The 17,991-nt window shown below is 44.1% G+C and carries 16 protein-coding genes; 10 read left to right on the forward strand and 6 right to left on the reverse strand.

What is annotated here, in order from left to right; all coding sequences use genetic code 11:
- The first annotated feature begins 488 nt into the window (after positions 1-488).
- On the forward strand, positions 489-1,748 hold the full coding sequence (locus tag ACHUFW_RS14470) for a peptidoglycan DD-metalloendopeptidase family protein (protein WP_394204144.1): 1,260 nt from the start codon (positions 489-491) through the stop codon (positions 1,746-1,748).
- A gap of 390 nt (positions 1,749-2,138) precedes the next feature.
- Positions 2,139-4,724, forward strand: coding sequence for a glycoside hydrolase family 3 C-terminal domain-containing protein (locus ACHUFW_RS14475; protein WP_394204047.1), 2,586 nt, complete (start codon positions 2,139-2,141; stop codon positions 4,722-4,724).
- A 44-nt stretch (positions 4,725-4,768) separates the two neighbouring features.
- Here ACHUFW_RS14475 and ACHUFW_RS14480 read toward each other — a convergent pair whose 3' ends face one another.
- Positions 4,769-5,800: a helix-turn-helix domain-containing protein gene (locus ACHUFW_RS14480; protein WP_394204048.1), complete on the reverse strand. Its 1,032-nt coding sequence runs from the start codon at positions 5,798-5,800 to the stop codon at positions 4,769-4,771.
- Between the two features lie 712 nt (positions 5,801-6,512).
- Here ACHUFW_RS14480 and ACHUFW_RS14485 point away from each other — a divergent pair.
- Positions 6,513-7,286: a substrate-binding periplasmic protein gene (locus tag ACHUFW_RS14485; RefSeq protein ID WP_394204049.1), complete on the forward strand. Its 774-nt coding sequence runs from the start codon at positions 6,513-6,515 to the stop codon at positions 7,284-7,286.
- A gap of 9 nt (positions 7,287-7,295) precedes the next feature.
- Here ACHUFW_RS14485 and ACHUFW_RS14490 read toward each other — a convergent pair whose 3' ends face one another.
- From ACHUFW_RS14490 to ACHUFW_RS14500, 3 genes are all read right to left on the reverse strand, one after another.
- Positions 7,296-7,805, reverse strand: a complete 510-nt coding sequence (locus tag ACHUFW_RS14490; protein ID WP_394204050.1) for a M48 family metallopeptidase — start codon at positions 7,803-7,805, stop codon at positions 7,296-7,298.
- A gap of 45 nt (positions 7,806-7,850) precedes the next feature.
- Entirely contained in the window at positions 7,851-8,291 is a 441-nt protein-coding gene (locus ACHUFW_RS14495) for a DUF3010 family protein (RefSeq protein WP_394204051.1), read from the reverse strand.
- A gap of 132 nt (positions 8,292-8,423) precedes the next feature.
- Positions 8,424-9,764: a DEAD/DEAH box helicase gene (locus ACHUFW_RS14500; RefSeq protein WP_394204052.1), complete on the reverse strand. Its 1,341-nt coding sequence runs from the start codon at positions 9,762-9,764 to the stop codon at positions 8,424-8,426.
- A 280-nt stretch (positions 9,765-10,044) separates the two neighbouring features.
- On the opposite strand from ACHUFW_RS14500, the gene rssA reads away from it, so the two are divergent.
- The 7 genes from rssA to ACHUFW_RS14535 all read left to right on the forward strand — a co-directional run bounded on the left by rssA (position 10,045) and on the right by ACHUFW_RS14535 (position 16,933).
- The gene (gene rssA, locus ACHUFW_RS14505) at positions 10,045-10,983 is read left to right on the forward strand and encodes a patatin-like phospholipase RssA (RefSeq protein ID WP_394204053.1); all 939 of its coding nucleotides are present in this window, start codon (positions 10,045-10,047) and stop codon (positions 10,981-10,983) included.
- Between the two features lie 100 nt (positions 10,984-11,083).
- Positions 11,084-11,758 (forward strand): hypothetical protein, encoded by a 675-nt coding sequence (locus ACHUFW_RS14510; protein ID WP_394204145.1) that lies wholly within the window; start codon positions 11,084-11,086, stop codon positions 11,756-11,758.
- 296 nt (positions 11,759-12,054) lie between these two features.
- Positions 12,055-14,172 carry an anaerobic ribonucleoside-triphosphate reductase gene (gene nrdD / locus ACHUFW_RS14515; protein ID WP_394204054.1) on the forward strand — a complete coding sequence of 706 codons (2,118 nt, stop codon included), beginning with the start codon at positions 12,055-12,057 and terminating at the stop codon, positions 14,170-14,172.
- Positions 14,173-14,256: 84 nt separating this feature from the next.
- Complete coding sequence (gene nrdG / locus ACHUFW_RS14520; protein WP_394204055.1) at positions 14,257-14,718, forward strand: anaerobic ribonucleoside-triphosphate reductase-activating protein; 462 nt, start codon at positions 14,257-14,259, stop codon at positions 14,716-14,718.
- Positions 14,719-14,813: 95 nt separating this feature from the next.
- On the forward strand, positions 14,814-15,170 hold the full coding sequence (locus tag ACHUFW_RS14525) for a YibL family ribosome-associated protein (protein WP_394204056.1): 357 nt from the start codon (positions 14,814-14,816) through the stop codon (positions 15,168-15,170).
- Positions 15,171-15,397: 227 nt separating this feature from the next.
- Positions 15,398-16,024: a GTP cyclohydrolase II gene (gene ribA / locus ACHUFW_RS14530; RefSeq protein ID WP_394204057.1), complete on the forward strand. Its 627-nt coding sequence runs from the start codon at positions 15,398-15,400 to the stop codon at positions 16,022-16,024.
- 99 nt (positions 16,025-16,123) lie between these two features.
- Positions 16,124-16,933, forward strand: a complete 810-nt coding sequence (locus ACHUFW_RS14535) for a hypothetical protein (protein WP_394204058.1) — start codon at positions 16,124-16,126, stop codon at positions 16,931-16,933.
- A gap of 63 nt (positions 16,934-16,996) precedes the next feature.
- Here ACHUFW_RS14535 and ACHUFW_RS14540 read toward each other — a convergent pair whose 3' ends face one another.
- Positions 16,997-17,332 (reverse strand): VF530 family protein, encoded by a 336-nt coding sequence (locus ACHUFW_RS14540; RefSeq protein ID WP_394204059.1) that lies wholly within the window; start codon positions 17,330-17,332, stop codon positions 16,997-16,999.
- Positions 17,333-17,540: 208 nt separating this feature from the next.
- Positions 17,541-17,930, reverse strand: a complete 390-nt coding sequence (locus tag ACHUFW_RS14545; RefSeq protein WP_394204060.1) for a rhodanese-like domain-containing protein — start codon at positions 17,928-17,930, stop codon at positions 17,541-17,543.
- Positions 17,931-17,991: the final 61 nt, after the last annotated feature.

A 17,991-nucleotide genomic window follows, 5' to 3' on the forward strand; every position in this document is an offset into this window, starting at 1 on the left:
GCAGCCCAAAAAGCTCCAAAGGGCGAATTTTAGCACTTCTGATACTGTGTAAACGAACTTGAAGGTAGAGTAACTATGCCCTTCATTCGTTGCAAGCCACATGGTCTTGACTGTTCCAGACAGTCATAAGACATTTCCTCCATCCCTGGAGGTCAGATGTGGTGAATGTTATTAATGCACGACTAAAGGGATATAGGAGGTAGAGTAACGTAGGAGCAGTTACCGAGGAGCATTTAATGGCCTTGTCTCAAAAGCGCTAAATTCTCGCCAAGCGATCACCTCTTTATGCTGATGGGGATTACCACACGAGATAACAAATAGCGGTTACTTTTATCCAAATTTGCAGGCTTGCCTAGTTTGTATATGCGATAAACTCTGATATAAAAGGACGTTTAATTCCGCATTCAGCGGATTTTTAGCTTAATTGATAATAACGATGACAAGAATTGAGGCGCAGGTTGTTAGCAAGTAAATTTTCCTTTTTAAAAATGTCGCCAAATCGTTTGCAGGCGTTGCCAAGCCCCCACAAAAAAATTCTTATGGGTGCGGTGTTGATGGTTGGAGCGGCTATTTTATGGCCCAACCAACAGGAGTATTTACCTACCCGTATTCCTGTTGAACTTGATATTGATGCAATCATCGCGCAGATCGCGCCAAGTGAACATGTCGAAGAGGTGATCAAGTCACCAGACTTTATTAAGACCATCAGTAAAGGTGACACCTTAAGTGGCTTGTTTGAACAAGCGGGTGTGGATCAGCAAACCATGTACCGGGTATTAGAAGCTGATTTAAATGTATTGGCGTTAGATACCTTAATGCCCGGCAATAAAATGCAGTTTTGGCTAGATGAGCAAGGGCAACTGCTTAAACTTGAATTGTATTTCAATGCTGCACGGCAAGTGGTATTTAGTCGTTATGATGACGGTGAGTTTAAAGTTGATGAAATTAATATTGAAGGGATCTGGCGCAATCGCAGCGTAACCGGCGAAATTCAAGGTTCATTTTATTTGTCAGCCCAGCGTATGGGATTGAACGCGGGAGAAATTCAGCGTATTGAGTCATTACTTAAAGAGAAACTCAATTTCGCACGAGACTTACGCGCGGGCGACAGATTTTCTGTTTTGATGAATGATCAGTTCATTGATGGCTCAGCCACAGGTAACAGTGATATTTTAGGCATCCATATTCAACGTGGACGCAGCAGTATTAATGCTTATCAAAACAGTGATGGTAACTTTTATGATGATCAGGGGCGAAGTTTAGCCCGAGCGTTCCAACGCATCCCATTGCAAAAAAACTATCGTATTAGCTCGCACTTTAACCGTCACCGCCATCATCCTGTGACAGGTCGTGTCTCACCCCATAATGGTACAGATTTCGCTACGCCAATTGGAACAAAAATTGTTGCACCAGGTGATGGTATTGTCTCTCTGGTGACCGAGCATCGTTTTGCTGGAAAGTACGTGGTGATCGACCACGGTAAAAAGTACCGTACCCGGTATCTACATTTGTCTAAACCTTTAGTACACAAAGGGCAGCGTGTGAGCCGCGGCCAGGTGATAGCACTGTCAGGAAATACCGGACGTATCACTGGGCCACATCTACACTATGAATTTCATATCAACGGCAGACCTGTTGACCCAATGAAAGCCAATATTCCGATGGCCAGTCAGCTAACAAAAGCTGAGATGACTGACTTTAAACAGCTTGTTAAAGTTAGGCAGATGATGATGGGGCAAGATGCTTAATTAAAATACCAGCGAAAGCTGGTATTTTTTTGTCTGAAATGCAGTATCACGGCGAACACCCAAGCAAAATATGGTTAGACTAGTCAATGAGGACTTAAATTTAAGGTGTTGATATAAAGAGGCTTAAAAGTTCAAACTTCAGTATACCTAAATTTGAACGTTCAAATTTGAGCAAATAACTTAAGCTTGAACCCACAGGCGGTTAATCCTTGATAGTCTAGGTGGGTTGGCCTTACGAACTAACCTCAACCTGCAAGACTTAATATGCTCTGCCATCACTAAGCGATAAATGCTCAGATGTGGAATAGGGTTGGAGCGGCATAAATTGACGCCAAGTATTTTGATGGGGCTGTTATATCATTTCGACAACAAAAAAAGGATTGAAATTTGATGAAGCATAATCGGTTATTTTTATCTATGTTACTCGTCTCTGTGGTGGGTTGTCAGAGCGCTGCAAAGGACAGTGAAGCGACCAATGTCTCTAGTGACGTTGGTGCTAATGATTCAAGTTATGCCGCATTGAAACAACAACGATTGGCGACTGTTGAGCAGGATATTGAACAGTTATTGTCGCAAATGACCTTAGATGAAAAAATCTCCTTAACCCATGCTAACGCAAAATTCTCTATCGCAGCCATTGAGCGATTAGGGATCCATGAAATGTGGATGTCCGATGGTCCCCATGGCGTGCGCCATGAAATTGAACGCTACAGCTGGAATTCTGCCAATTGGCAAGACGACCAATCTACCTATCTGCCCCCGTTAACAGCCGTCGCGGCGAGCTGGAATCCTGAAATGGCGGCGCTGCATGGTAATGTGCTAGGCAGTGAAGCGAGACAGCGTAATAAAGATGTGATTCTCGGTCCTGGCGTCAATTTAGCAAGATTGCCTTTGTATGGCCGAAATTTTGAGTATTTAGGCGAAGACCCCTATCTCGCAGCTAAGCTGGTGGTTCCTGCAGTTAAAGCGATTCAATCGAACGATGTTGCCGCGTCGGTAAAACACTATGCACTGAACACCCAAGAACTAAATCGAATTGGTGTGGATGCTAAGCCCGATGAACGCACCTTACGTGAAGTCTATCTGCCTGCATTTGAAGCAGCGGTTAAAGAGGGCAACACTCACACGATTATGGGCGCTTACAATCGATATTACGGGACTAATGCTAACCAAAGTAAGCACCTAGTGATGGATATCCTCAAAGGTGAGTGGGGTTATAAAGGGGTTTTACTGACAGACTGGAATGTCGATATCAACACTTATGATGCCGCGATGAATGGGCTTGATATTGAAATGGGCACCGCAGTTGACAGCTTTGATGATTATTTTCTAGCCCAGCCGCTTAAAAAGATGATTGAATCTGGCAAAGTGCCCATGTCGGTATTAGATGACAAAGTCAGACGAATTTTGCGGGTACAGTTATCCATTGGCATGATGGACAAATACCGTTTATCTGGTCAAAGAAACACCAAGGAACACCAACAAGCTGCCAGACAAATTATCAGCGAAGGGATTGTGTTGCTAAAGAACGAGCAACAAGTACTGCCTTTGGCCCAAGATAAAATTAAAAATGTGCTGGTGTTAGGTCCCAATGCGGAAGTGCTGCACAGCCAAGGTGGCGGTTCATCCGAAGTTAAACCACTTTATGAAGTTTCGCCATTACAAGGCTTAAAAAACAAGCTGGGCGATGAGGTTAATATTACCGTTATGCGTGCTAAAAATAGTGCTGCTGTTGCCCCTATTGCGACGGATTATATGGCGACGCGACACTGGACTGGTACACCGCAGTGGGAACTTGTTCGTTACCAAGATGATGGTTTTAGCCAGGTTCAGCGTCAAGACGATTGGGTGGCGAACTCCAGTTACAAAGTTACCAATGCTTCACAGCCAGAGTTTGTCCGTATGATGACGGATATCAAGCCGCTTGCTTCCGGTGAGCATGTATTAAAGTTAGAGCTGCAAGGACAAGCTAGCCTGCGAATTAATGGTGAACAAGTGATCACCGAGCAATCTGAGCAAACTAAGGTATTTCATAAAACCGTTCAGCTGGATAAATCACAGGTTTATCAGTTTGAACTACAATATGCTGGCAGTGGTCATGTGACGTTGGGCTGGGATGCGCCTGGTGCATTGTTTACTCCAGAGGCAGAATATCTTGCGGCCGCTAAACAGGCCGATGCCGTTATCTACTTTGGTGGTTTGTCACATGCTGATGATCGCGAAGCCATTGACCGCTTGGATATGAAACTACCAAACGGCCAAGATAGTGTGATTGCTAAATTACTGACGGCCAACCCTAATACTATTGTGTTCCTTAATGGTGGTTCGGCAGTCGAAATGCCATGGGCAGAACAAGCGCGAGCCATTGTGTGGGGCTGGTACGGTGGTATGGAGGCGGGTAACGCCTACGCTGATGTGCTATTTGGTGATGTTAACCCGAGCGGTAAAATGCCCATTACTTTGCCGCAGTCATTACAAGATACCGCTCCCATTAAGTTAGATGACTATAACGCGGTTGAATCATTGTACAAAGAAGGCGTGTTTATTGGTTATCGCTGGTTTGAGCAACAAAACATTGCACCGCTATTTCCATTTGGGCACGGCTTGTCATATACCCAATTTGAGTATAGTGATATTCGTTTGTCGACCAACTCGTTAGCCGCTGGGGAGACCATCACAGTAACGGCGAATGTTACCAACACAGGTAAAACTGCAGGTAGCGAAGTTGTGCAGCTGTATTTACATGATATGCAGGCGAGCGTACCGCGGCCAGCAAAAGAGCTAAAAGGATTTAGTAAAATCTTTTTACAGCCAGGACAAACCGGTAAGGTGACTATGACCCTTAATCAACGAGACTTATCATTTTGGGATATCGAAAGCGCTAACTGGTTGGCCGAACCTGGTGAATATAATGTGATGCTAGGTGCATCGGTGGGCGATATACGTTTGGATAAAACATTTACCTATCGAGATTAATCGATAATTGCATTATTGGGGGAGCAAAGGCTCCCCTTTTTCGTTTAGGTGAGTTGCTGTTTACGGAACTGACTTGGCGTCAGCCCTAAGCGTTTTTTAAACAAGGTATTGAAGGTGGCCTTACTGTTAAACCCTGACTTATCCATAATATCGATAATATTGATGTGTTTTAAATCGGGATCACTTAACAAACGTTGACTTTCACTGATCCGATATTGATTGATAAACTCGAAAAAGTTTTGCTGAAAATGACGATTGATGATTTGCGACAGCGTGCGGGGCGACAAGTGCAATTGCGTGGCAAGGCTGTCTATGGTTAGTAGTGGGTTAAGGTAGGGCTTATGCTCAACCATGTAGCTTTTTATGTGTTGTATGCTTGCCTCGTCCGGTAGTTGCTTGTCAGATTCGGCCGAACTGGCCGCTGGATGCTGCCATATGCCACTGAGCCCAGTTTGAAAGCGCAAGCTAAAGAATATCAACACACTGATTAATATTAACACGGTGTAATTGGAGATGAGTCCAAGCAGCTCGTAATCAATCTGGTGATTGAATTCGAAAGAGGAAAACAGCGCTAAGGAGACTAAAATCGCATCGGCACGGATAAATAGAAACCCGAACACCAAGATCGCTAACCAGTTTAGGTCGACACTCTCTAAATCGGCGAAATTATCTTTTAATTTAGATTGATAGCGCCACAACTCTTGCAAACACAAGATGGCACAAAACAAGCGAAAGCACTCGCGACCAAGGCCAATAAAGCGTTGGGACAGCGCCTCATTACCTAAGTAGTTTTGTTGTAGCTGTAGCAGCTTATCGGCATCGGACAGGAAGTACCATGTATCAAGGTGGTATAGGACATAGGCCAGTAAAGGCAGTAGAAATATGAGATCCTGACGCTTAAGCCTAAAGTCTTTATAAATTAATGAGCGCACATAGAAAAGCAAAAATACCGATTCTAGCCAATAGGCATAGCCAAATAGATAAAACAGATTGACCGAGGTTGCTAAGGCAAAATCTCGAAACGCTTCACCATAATTGATTAATGTATCCAGTGGAATGGCTGCATAACTAAACAAAAACAATGCCAACAAAAGGTGGCTGAGCTTGTTGCCTTTTTTAAATGTAAGTAAACAAAGCCCAAATAAAATGCATTGATATAAAGTGATTAGTAGCACTAAATCATGGGTGTTAAACAGGACATTTTTCATTTATTGATGGCGTTGATTATAGTTATTGTCACAGTATCCTACCTTGAAACCGCTTACATGTCAGTGCTAGGTAAGTAATAAAGAGTACTGCACAATGGCCAATATTCTAAACTTGGCTGATTCACCTATAATGCCAATCGGTATAAGAAAGTGATCTACTCAGCGCTATTTTTAACAAACAAGTTCGAGATGAATAACTTAAGTAATCGTGGTTCTATTGGGAAGTTATTCAACGAAGAAGTAGGCAGTCAAAAAAGCGACCCAAGGGCGAGTTTTAGCACTTCTGATACTGTGTAAACGAACTTGAACCTAGCGTAACTATGCCCTTCATTCGTTGCAAGCCACATGGTCTTGACTGTTCCAGACAGTCATAAGACATTTCCTTCATCCCTGGAGGTCAGATGTGGTGAATGTCATTAATGCACGACTATAGGGATATAGTAGGTAGAGTAACGCAGGAGCAGTTACCGAGGAGCATTTAATGACCTTGTCTCAGAAGTGCTAAACTCTCGCTGAGCGATCACATCTTTATGCCGACTGGTATAATGATAACTAAGATTGGTTTAGGAATAACATTTCAATGACAACGGACTGTGTAAGACTCTATATTTTATTAATATTTTTCAGTTTGCTCATGTTGTCACCTCAAGCGTATGCTGAATCAAAGTCGTTATTGATTGTCAGCAGTGAGGGCCCGCCTCATACCATTGATGGTGATCCCCATGGTATCGATCTTGATGTTGTGGCCTCGGTATTGCGCCGTTTGGGTTATACCGTGAGTTTTCAATTTATGGCGCTGAACCGCGCGAGTCGAGAGGTGATAAAGGGGCGAGCAGATGTAGCCGCGCCTATTTTTGATGGCGTCGATATGCACAACTATTACCTTTCTGCGCCTATAGTGCACTACAAACCTATGGTGTTTTCCCTGAAACGCGCCAAGCTTAATGTGACAAAAATATCCGATCTGCAAGGTCATAGTCTTGTGACTTTTCAAGGGGCGCCGGGTTACTTTGGTGCTGAGTTTGCCAAGCTTGCAACGGGTGGGTATTACAAAGAGTTGACTGAAATGGCGATGATACCTGAGCTGCTGGCAAAGGGACGTTATGAGTTTGCTGTACTCGATCGTGATATCTTCTACTACTTCTACCGACTGGAAAACAAGCGCCGCGATTTGACCCTTTTCGATGAACACGCCATCATCCCGCCGGTGACCGCAAGCGCGGTGTTTAAAGACCCTAAGCTGAGAGATGCTTTTAATAAGGAGCTAGTGCTATTTCTACAGACGCCGCAATATCAGCAGATTTATGAACACTACTTGGGGGTTACGCCGTATCGTGGCCAAGTCTCCCAATAAGAGAGGGGATTATTCATAAGGATTAAGCTCTAAGTCTACCAAGGTTAACAGCAGCCGCAAATCAAACTCTAACTGGTGGTACTGGGGCTCCATGTGACAACAAAGCTGATAAAAGGCTTTGTTATGATCTTTCTCTTTTAAATGTGCCAGTTCATGGACCACCACCATGCGCAGTAAAGGTTCTGGTATGCGTTTTAAGCGAGAAGAAATTCGAATTTCATTTTTAGACTTGGTTTTACCGCCATGATTTTTGGCAATGTAACTGTGTAAGCCTAACGCTTGCTTTTTGAGGGTTATCTTATCATCCCATAACACCTTGTTAAGTGGCGATGCGCGCTTTAGATAACGTTGCTTAAACGCCATGGTGTAATCGTATAGCGCTTTATCACTGCTAAGCTGATGTATATCTGGATAACGATTTTGTAAGCTAGTCGCCAGCTTATTTTGCGCTATTAGCTGTTGTACTTGTTGAATTAACTCAGGGGAGTAGCCTTGCAGATACGGTAAGCTGGGCGCCATGGGAGACCTGTAATAAAGAGGCGAGCTAGGCTCGCCTTTATGTGATTAGCTTTCTTTAGTAAAGATCAGCTTGTTTTGATAAGCATAAGCGACTTCAAAAGCGCTTTTTTGGAAGCGCTTTAGGTTCAAACCTTCAAAGTCCACATGCGGCGGGTTACGCTTTAATTGCTCTTTGATGGTCGTTGGTGCTAACAAGCTTACTGGGACACTACAAAGTTGAATTGCTGTTTCCATCTTAAAGCTGGTTGCACTACCTGCCAGTTTGCCTTTTTGCTCGCGTTCGATAATGACAATCTCATCGACTTTATAATCTTGCATCAATTTATTAAACGCAAAATGAAAATCACGAATAGATTCGGTTTTTGCTGAATTGGAAATCGTTAATGACCGTGTTCTGCACTCTGGCACATTAAAGGTTTCGCCTTCGTAACTTAAAAGACTGATGATGGCTTCGCCACCTTTTAACTCTACGCCACAAACTCTCATGTTGACCCTAATTTTAATTTCTATTCATCAAGGTATTGCTCACCCTGATTTGAACTGAAGCAGCGACTAGATACTCGCCACCTCACGGTTAATTGGACTATGACAGGTTTTCTCTGCCACAGTGTTGTTTCGCTATTCTGGTGTTTCCTGAAGTTTTGATTTTGGCTTACGCAACATCGGCGCGTCGCCCACATCTACACCAGTAATAAAGCGCTTGTCTCTTTGGTCTTTGCTTTTCGCTTTGGTGGCCTTTACACCTTTAGTCGGTTTAGTGCCTTTGTTAACGGTTTTAGTGGCTTTAGCGGATTTACTTTGCTTATCTTTAAAGCCTTTAAATTTACCTGTTAACCCATCTATTTCACTGAGTTCAAAGCGCTTTTTAAGAAATAGCTGGACCTTTTTAAAGTTATCCCAATCTTTTGGACCTACAAAAGAGATGGCATCGCCTTTAGCGCCTGCACGGCCAGTGCGGCCAATGCGGTGAATATACTCTTCGGCAAACTTGGGCATATCAAAGTTGATGACCAATGAAACGTTCAGTAGATCAAGCCCTCGTGAAGCCACGTCGGTAGTCACTAATATTTGCTGTTGCCCACGGCTAAACTGATCCATGATCTGATTACGCGCGGCTTGTTTTAAGTTGCCACTAAGTGAGCTGGTATTAAAACCTTGCTGTGCTAACTTACCCGCAAGCCTGTCGGTATCATCGCGGGTGGCGGTAAAAATAATCACCTGTTTATGTTGCTGTTTTAACACATGGTTAAGCAGTGCTTCTTTATGGTCTAGGTGATCAGCTAAATAGATTTTCTGGGTTATATCTTGGTTTTCAACGTGTGACTCACCAATGGCGACATGCTCTGGCTCATTAAGTAGCTCTGCAGCGATATCATTAATCTCGCCGTGATCTAAAGTGGCTGAAAACATCAAGGTTTGGCGGCGACGATGGTCAGCAGCTTTGTTGATTGCACGCAGCTGCTCAGCAAAGCCCAAATCTAGCATACGATCAGCTTCATCTAGAATCAGCAGTTCAAGGCCGTTAAGGTATAGATGCTGTTGTGAAAGGTGATCAGCTAGTCTACCTGGTGTCGCGACAACAAAGTGAGGGTCTTTTGCCAAAGCTTTAGCTTGGTCATTAAAGTTCTCACCGCCTAAAATTTTCATCGCCTTGTATTGGGTGTTAGCCACGAGAAGACGCAGCTGTGCGTAGACCTGATTGGCTAATTCACGGGTAGGCAACAAAATGAGTACTCTTGGATCGCGTTTGCTCAGTGCTTTAGTACTGATCACCCGCTGCATTGCTGGAAGCAAAAACGCCAAGGTTTTACCTGAACCGGTTTTTGATGATGCCATTAGATCGCGACCCGATAACCCAACCGGAATCGCTTTTGACTGGATCTCTGTAGTTTGATTGATCCCCATGTGCTCAAGGCTAGTCACTAGGCGTTTATCAAGTGAAAATTCGGTAAATTGCAAAGGTGTACTCCAAAAAATATCAGCCTACCACGGCAGGTATATACGCATTATAGCGTGAAATTAATTTGCCTTTTGCTTTCCTGAAGTAGGAAGCCATCGTCGTTAATCTCATATTCGAATAATATGATAAGAATAAAGCGTTTTTAACGGGCAAGTCGGCTATTATACCGTGACATCGACAATTCAGCTATGCGCTAAGTACAATCTGATTAAATTTTGTGGGGCTAATTCCACGGTTTGTCGAGTTACAAGATAGGTTATTTGCTGTAGGAGAAACAAAATGGCAAGTATCGGTATTGCCCTTGGTAGTGGGGCGGCGAAAGGTTGGGCGCATATTGGTGTGCTCAAAGGACTATTAAAGCTAGGGATCGAGCCAGATAAAATTGCAGGTTGCTCCATTGGCGCTTTGGTTGGCGCTGCGTACGCGCAGGACCACCTTGATGACTTAGAACAATGGGTGCGTAGTTTTTCAAGTTGGGATGTATTGGGTCTGCTAGATTTAAGCTGGCGTAAAGGTGGGCTGATTGGCGGCGAGAAAGTGTTTGATGTTATGCAGAACAAAATGGGTGATGTCAGCATCGAGCAGATGAAGCGTCCATTTGCCGCCGTGGCCACTGACTTGTATTCAGGGCAAGAGATCTGGTTTCGTGATGGTGACTTACGCCACGCTGTAAGGGCATCTTGTTCAATGCCGGGTATTTTGCCGCCGGTGAAAATAGGTGAGCGTTGGCTAGTTGACGGTGCAGTGGTCAATCCCGTGCCTGTCTCGGTGAGCAGGGCAATGGAGGTCGACATTGTTATTGCGGTTGATCTTAATGCGCAGCGCCGTACTAGAATGCAAGCCGTTCCAGTGTCATTAACGAGTAACAAGCCAACCTCAGACGAGCTTGCCAAAGCAGATGAGCATCAGCAGGGCGGCTTTATGGATCTGTTTGCGCGAGGCAAAGATTATGTCAGCAGTCTGACCGATAAGTTTACTATGTCGCATGATAATGCGCCTGGTATGTTGGCGGTAATGTCACAGTCGATGGATATTTTAGAGCAACGCCACAAACGAGTCCGTTTAATGGGCGATCCGCCAGATGTGATTATTACCCCAGATGTGAGTGACATTGGTACTATGGAGTTTCACCGAGCCGAAGAGGCGATCCTTGCTGGAGAAAAAGCGGTGGAGCAAGTGGCACATCTGTTAGAAATGGCAATAGTGGCAAAGAATTAGCCATTGCATAAAAAAGCAACGAATAGAATCCAATACGGCTAACTAGGCACACTTCATGCTTGGTTAGCCTTATTATTTATCTAAAGACAGCTTTTTGACGATGAACGGTATTGCTTCTGTTGCCAATCAAATAACCAATCAACCTGCACTTGCCGAACAATATGGTTTAGCAACCCAGCAGCAACAAGCCGTGAACTCAACGGCCAAAACTGCGCAAGGGAAAGTCGATAGTGAACATGTCAGTGCTAATGACGCGACCGTATCTTTATCCCCCCGTGCTCAACGAGCACAAAAAATTGAAGCGATGGCAAAAGATTTCTTTGCCGGTGGCAGTTTTGATGCCACGCAATTTCCAAAATTAATTCAGCGCCTTCATCAAGACGGAATTTTGTCTGATAGTCAGTTAAATCGGTTATCGCAAGCGGGATTTGATATTCCGACCCCAGAAGCAAATCAAGCGGATTTAAAGCAGTTTATTGATACTCAACGTGGGTTGCTGGGGCAAGAAGAGGGCGATCAAATCATGGCGCGTTTGTTAGATGACGCTCAAAGTGTACTCAATCAGATGGATCAAGCGGGCAGTAAGCAAACTAGTCAAACCGCAGCAAGAGTCTCTGCACAGTTGTCTGTGTATATTAAGGCCGATGTTGAGATGAGCGAGCAAGACCGTCAGCAATGGCAAACCTTGCGTTCAGTGATGCAGTTGGCCAGCTCAATGGGAGAGAGTCAGCAAGAGGTTGGACAGCTAAATAGTTACTTATCCTTAGCGCGGTAGACTCTTATAGGTAAGCAGGTATTTACTTACCGGCAAAATGTTGTTTTTTATCCACAGTTTTTACCATTTTTTTCCTGCATCTAGCCTGCTTGCAGGCTATCGTCAAGCCACTATTTTCGGTTAAGAGGCATTGTTTGCAGTAATTTTTCGTAGTTAAAAACCATCCTCAAAACTATGATCTGGATCAATGTACTTATTCTCACTTTGTAGCTTAATGCGCAATATGTTGTGCCAAGTATAGTTTTAGACACTATATATGGTGTTTAAAAAGCTTCCAATTGAGGAGAATAATCGTAATGCCAGTAGTTATTAAGCGGGATGGTTACCGCACGCCATTTGACGAAACAAGGATTAGAGACGCTGTTATCGCAGCAGCAAACTCAGCAGGTATTGAAGACGATTGTTATGCACAGCTCGTGGCTAAAACAGTTGCCGAAGCATTACAAGATGTGGCTGAAGTCGATATTCATGATCTGCAAGATGCGGTTGAAAATCAATTGATGGAAGGCCCATATAAATCACTTGCACGGGTGTATATCGAATATCGTCACGACCGCGATAAACACCGTGAAAGTAATAGCCGACTCAATCGAGAAATTCGCGGCTTGGTTGAGCAAAGTAATGCTGCGCTACTGAACGAAAACGCCAACAAAGATTCAAAAGTGATTCCAACTCAAAGGGATCTGCTTGCGGGTATTGTGGCTAAACATTACGCCACCCGCCATATTTTACCTAAGGCCGTTGTTTCAGCTCATGAGGCCGGTGAAATCCACTACCATGATTTGGACTACGCGCCATTTTTCCCAATGTTCAACTGTATGCTTATCGATTTGAGCGGCATGTTGACCCAAGGCTTTAAGATGGGCAATGCCGAAATTGAAACGCCAAAGTCGATTTCGACGGCGACGGCGGTGACGGCACAGATCATTGCCCAAGTAGCAAGTCATATTTATGGTGGCACCACCATTAATCGCATTGATGAAGTATTGGCACCTTATGTGGCTAAAAGCTATGACAAGCATTATCAAACAGCACTCACTTGGGGCATTACCGATGCCAAAGCATTTGCCACTCAGCAAACAGAAAAAGAGTGTCATGACGCATTTCAGTCTTTAGAGTATGAAGTTAACACATTGCATACTGCTAACGGTCAAACACCTTTTGTGACATTTGGCTTTGGTTTAGGGACATCTTGGGAGTCTCGTTTAATTCAATCATCAATGATGAAAGTACGGATAACCGGCCTTGGTAAAAACCGTAAGACTGCTGTGTTTCCAAAGCTTGTCTTTGCTATTCGTGACGGTATCAACCATAAGAAGGGTGACTGTAACTACGATGTCAAGCAATTGGCGTTAAAGTGCGCTTCTTTGCGTATGTATCCTGATATTTTGAATTATGAGCAAGTCGAGAAAGTCACCGGGTCGTTTAAAACCCCAATGGGCTGCCGTAGTTTTCTTGGCACCTACGAGCAAGATGGTGAATTGGTCCATGAAGGTCGCAATAACTTAGGTGTAGTGAGCTTAAATTTACCTCGCGTTGCTATTGAGGCCCAAGGTGATGAGCAGCAATTTTTCAAACTACTTGATGAAAGGTTAGCGATTGCCAAACAGGCACTTGATACCCGTATAGCTAGGCTTGAAGGGGTGAAAGCTCGTGTTGCGCCTATTTTGTATATGGAAGGGGCTTGCGGTGTGCGTTTACGCGCCGATGACGACATTTCTGAGATCTTTAAGAATGGTCGTGCGTCAATTTCACTTGGCTATATTGGTTTGCATGAAACCATTAACGCCCTATATGGCAATCAAACTCATGTTTACGATTGTGACACGCTGCGCGCCAAAGCGATTGCGATTATTGAACATATGAAAGCCGCAACCATACGTTGGCGTGAACAAAGTGGCTATGCCTTTAGCTTATACAGCACGCCAAGTGAAAATCTGTGTAGTCGTTTTTGTAAGCTCGATACCAAAGTGTTTGGCTTAGTTGAGGGTGTTACTGATAAAGGTTACTACACCAACAGTTTCCATTTAGATGTGGAAAAGAAAGTTAACCCATACGATAAATTGGACTTTGAGCAGCCTTATCCTGCATTAACCAATGGTGGCTTCATCTGCTACGGTGAATATCCTAATATGCAGAATAATATTGAGGCATTGGAAGATGTATGGGATTACAGTTATAGCCGTGTGCCATATTATGGAACCAACACGCCGATTGATGAGTGCTACGATTGTGGCTATACCGGAGAATTTGGCTGTACAAGTAAAGGCTTTACCTGCCCTAAGTGCGGTAACCATGAGCCAAGTAGGGTATCGGTGACTCGTCGTGTTTGCGGTTATCTTGGTAGCCCTGATGCAAGGCCGTTCAACTATGGTAAGCAGGAAGAAGTGAAGCGCCGTATTAAGCATCTGTAACCTGTTTGAACGCCACTTGTATTGGCAATAAACCGTAAAAGAGGCGCTGATGCGCCTTTTTTGATGTAATTAGAGAGTGTAAACATGAATTATCATCAGTATTTTCCAGTCGATGTGGTCAATGGGCCTGGCACTCGTGCAACTTTGTTTGTCTCCGGTTGTGAACATCAATGCCGCGGTTGCTATAACCAGTCGACTTGGAGCCCTGATAAGGGCCATCACTTTGATGAGGCTATGGTTAATCGTATCATTGCAGATTTAACTGATAATCGTATTAAGCGCAGAGGTCTGTCTATTAGCGGTGGCGACCCGCTGTTTCCTGCCAATGTGGCTGCCATTTTGGATTTGGTCAAACGGGTTAAACAAGCGGCGCCAGATAAAGATATTTGGATGTGGACCGGATATGTTCTCTCTGAGCTTAACCAACAACAGCAAGCGGTATTGGCTTATATCGATGTATTGGTTGACGGTAAGTTTGAGCAAGAGTTAGCCGATCCCAGTTTACCCTATTGTGGCAGCAGCAATCAGGTTATCCACCATCTGTAACATTAGTGGTATACTAAGCAGATTAGGCTCTCAATGTAGGTTGGAAAAAGCCAACCAATAGCAGAGAGAAACAGACGTCATTGTTAAGGCAAGTCATGAATTTAAAGCAAGAACTGCAACAGTTAAACGATAAACTCGATAAATTTCGCCGTAAGCTTGATGCCGCTGAAAAGCGTGGTGATCAAGGGGTTATTTTACAGTTTAAACAAGAGATCGCGGCGTTGACGAAGCGCATTGCTAACGTCAAGGGCCAACAAACTCGGCAGTTGAATAAGAAGGGCGCTGATGTGCGTTCACTTGCTTTTAATCGACCACTGACCAAAGCTGAACAAGCCGACATGGGCAAGTTAAAAGCTGCGGTACGTGGTTTGGTGGTTGTTCACCCTATGACGGCGTTAGGCCGTGAGATGGGCATCACCAAAGTGACTGGTTTTGCACCAAAAGCTTTTTAAGCCATAAAGCGGTCACACGTTGCGTGAGCGATGTCATAGTAGTTTGGCATCGCGAGGCGTATGCTTGAGCCTCAACTGTAGGTGGTAATGCAGTCAAACAGACCGCTAAAGTATTTCCCTCCAGTATAAAAACCAATAGAATACGTCGCCTAAACACGAAATCTCGATTATTTCGTCAAGTGTCGCATAACTTCGCTAGTTTTTTAGCGAGCTGTAAAGGTTATTTCATGTCGATTAAGTATGTTGCTACTTCGAAACTACCCACCCCTTGGGGTGTTTTTGCTATGCATGGTTTCGAAGATACAGAAACTGGCAAAGAGCATGTTGCGCTCACCTTTGGTGAAATGGCGCCAGACAAGCCTATGCTCGGCCGTATTCATTCCGAATGCCTAACGGGCGATGCGTTGTTTAGCTTACGCTGTGATTGTGGATTTCAGTTACAAACTGCAATGCAGAATATTGCCGAAAATGGCAGTGGTTTTATTCTTTATCTTCGCCAGGAAGGCCGTGGCATAGGCTTATTGAATAAAATTCGTGCCTATGAGCTGCAAGACTGCGGTGCCAATACCGTTGAAGCCAACGAAAAATTAGGTTTCGCTGCCGATATGCGCAAGTATGACATGATTTTACCTATGATGGAGAAGATTGGTGTTGCGCAGGTTAAGTTGATGACCAACAATCCACGCAAAGTTAAAGCCATGCAATCTATGGGGTTACAGGTTGTAGAGCGTGTGCCTCTGCAAGTGGGAAAGAATCGCTACAACGAAGATTACTTGAAAACCAAGTCAACCCAATTAGGACACATGATGTCGGAGCATCACTTTAGTGAAGATGATGCTAACTCTGCTACCTAACTACTTTCCAGCATTTCAAGTATCGCAATAAAAGCGGCTAGATTTTCAATAGGCTAGCCGCTATATTCATAGGCATATCAACATCACTTATTAGTGAAGGTGCCATTGAAGTTAGTCGCTCTGCTCTTACTTGTTTTTACCGTTTCAGCGGCCGCTGAAGAAGATTTTACCCATTATGCATTTGCCAACTATCTTGGTAGTGGTATTTATCGTACCTCGAGCCAAAACGCGACCGTTGTCAATGTACCTTTAAGTTGGCGTATCTCCGGTGATGAGCTTGAGTCACTCACGTTAAAAACACCGGTGTCTTTTGGTTTTTTCAATTTCAAATGGAGCGATTTACCTCAAGAAGGCTTGCCTGATAGCGTCGGCACCATGACGCTGACGCCAGGGATTGAATACCGTAAGAAAACTTCCCCGGATCATGAATTTCAAACCTATTTCGATCTTGGTTATGGCAATAATTTCAGTACCGGAACCGATGTGGCTATCATGTCTGCCGGTATCTCGAGTTTGTTAGATATTGACTATAAGCAAAACACCCCAGTATGGGTTAATCGGCTGTTCTTTGCGGGTTATCGCAGTTTTGATGGTAAGCAACATGAAACTTATTCAGCGATTCAATCAGGTTTTGATATAGGCACGAATGTGCGTTGGCGCTGGGATTGGCTGGGGGTTGATGTCGAGCCGAGATTTTTTGCTGTGGGTTATTGGTACTTTGATAAACTCAGGTTCGTGATGCCATTTGGCGATGATGTGGTGGTATCTCATAGCTTAGAGGTGGGGGCAACCTTAGCATTTTCGAAACCCATTCTATGGGAGTGGATGGGGATTGACCGTTTGGGGCTCAGTGTCCGTGCTGGTGATGGCGTGCAAGCTTGGCGTCTTATCTTTGAATTTCCAATTTAATGCAAGCCTAATAGCTGGCTATCACTTACTCATACAAGCCCCATCATCTAAGATAAACAGCCTTTATGATTTATCGCCCCATATATGGCTGTTGACTTGTGGTTTTGCCGCTGACTTGTTCTCTGAGGTCTGTTTAGGTGCTGCTTGCGGCTGCCTAGCCTGAGTTTGCTTAGGTTTTGGTAAAGGTAACTTGTTCATTTTCAAATATAAATATTCAACTTTCTCCCTCGCCCATGGGGTTTTTCTTAAGAACTTTAAGCTAGATTTAATGCTGGGATCGTGATTGAAACAGCGGATATCAATACGTCGCCCGAGCTCTTCCCAGCCATAATGGTCTACTAAATCATTTAACAGGTTTTCTAATTTAACGCCGTGAAGCGGGTTATTTACTTGAGTCATGGGGATATGATATTGCTGAAAGTAAACTTGATTATATCACCGTTGCTAGCGCTGTGGGGCGACAAATTTTCGACCTAGGGGCAATACTGCATGAAACAGCTCTTCTGGATAACAGTCTAAGTAGGATAAAAGCAGCATGGGATATTCGATGAGCCCAGTGTTTGTGATAGATCTACTACAAACACTGGGTAACCACATTTAACGGTGGTTATTTGCTGCGTGCTTGCTGCAGCTGTACTAGCCCGCCACCATTATAGGTGTTGGTGTATCCCGCATCGGCGAGTGCCTGATGAGCTATGCCGCTGCGACGACCACTTCGGCAGTACACGACGACGGCGCGTTGCTTGTCAATCGCTTGATTGCTAAATTCTGCGGTGATCTGTTCAAAGGGAATATTGATGGCGTTATCTAAGTGACCTGCTGCGAACTCTTCTGCCGTTCTTACATCAACAACCAGCGCCCCTGCATCTATCATTTTCCATGCATGAGCAGGATCTTTATCTTGGGCAACAGCATTTGTTGCGATTAAACATAACGCCAATATCGTAGCAAACAGGCTGATAAGGCGTGCTTGATTGGTTGCTATTAAGGTTTTCACTGTTACATCCTTTATTATTTAATCTTATGTTTTTACGATTGTTTTCGAGTTTATTTGTTTA

This window comes from Shewanella waksmanii, from assembly GCF_043643685.1.
Classification (GTDB): domain Bacteria; phylum Pseudomonadota; class Gammaproteobacteria; order Enterobacterales; family Shewanellaceae; genus Shewanella; species Shewanella waksmanii_A.

What these genes read in the sequence shown, in the direction of transcription:
- ACHUFW_RS14490 (WP_394204050.1), bottom strand. Translation starts at nt 7,805, where the DNA reads ATGGCGCCCAGCTTACCGTATCTGCAAGGCTACTCCCCTGAGTTAATT.
- ACHUFW_RS14475 (WP_394204047.1), top strand. Translation starts at nt 2,139, where the DNA reads ATGAAGCATAATCGGTTATTTTTATCTATGTTACTCGTCTCTGTGGTG.
- ACHUFW_RS14525 (WP_394204056.1), top strand. Translation starts at nt 14,814, where the DNA reads ATGAATTTAAAGCAAGAACTGCAACAGTTAAACGATAAACTCGATAAA.
- nrdG (WP_394204055.1), top strand. Translation starts at nt 14,257, where the DNA reads ATGAATTATCATCAGTATTTTCCAGTCGATGTGGTCAATGGGCCTGGC.
- ribA (WP_394204057.1), top strand. Translation starts at nt 15,398, where the DNA reads ATGTCGATTAAGTATGTTGCTACTTCGAAACTACCCACCCCTTGGGGT.
- ACHUFW_RS14510 (WP_394204145.1), top strand. Translation starts at nt 11,084, where the DNA reads ATGAACGGTATTGCTTCTGTTGCCAATCAAATAACCAATCAACCTGCA.
- ACHUFW_RS14540 (WP_394204059.1), bottom strand. Translation starts at nt 17,332, where the DNA reads ATGACTCAAGTAAATAACCCGCTTCACGGCGTTAAATTAGAAAACCTG.
- ACHUFW_RS14470 (WP_394204144.1), top strand. Translation starts at nt 489, where the DNA reads ATGTCGCCAAATCGTTTGCAGGCGTTGCCAAGCCCCCACAAAAAAATT.
- nrdD (WP_394204054.1), top strand. Translation starts at nt 12,055, where the DNA reads ATGCCAGTAGTTATTAAGCGGGATGGTTACCGCACGCCATTTGACGAA.
- ACHUFW_RS14485 (WP_394204049.1), top strand. Translation starts at nt 6,513, where the DNA reads ATGACAACGGACTGTGTAAGACTCTATATTTTATTAATATTTTTCAGT.
- rssA (WP_394204053.1), top strand. Translation starts at nt 10,045, where the DNA reads ATGGCAAGTATCGGTATTGCCCTTGGTAGTGGGGCGGCGAAAGGTTGG.
- ACHUFW_RS14495 (WP_394204051.1), bottom strand. Translation starts at nt 8,291, where the DNA reads ATGAGAGTTTGTGGCGTAGAGTTAAAAGGTGGCGAAGCCATCATCAGT.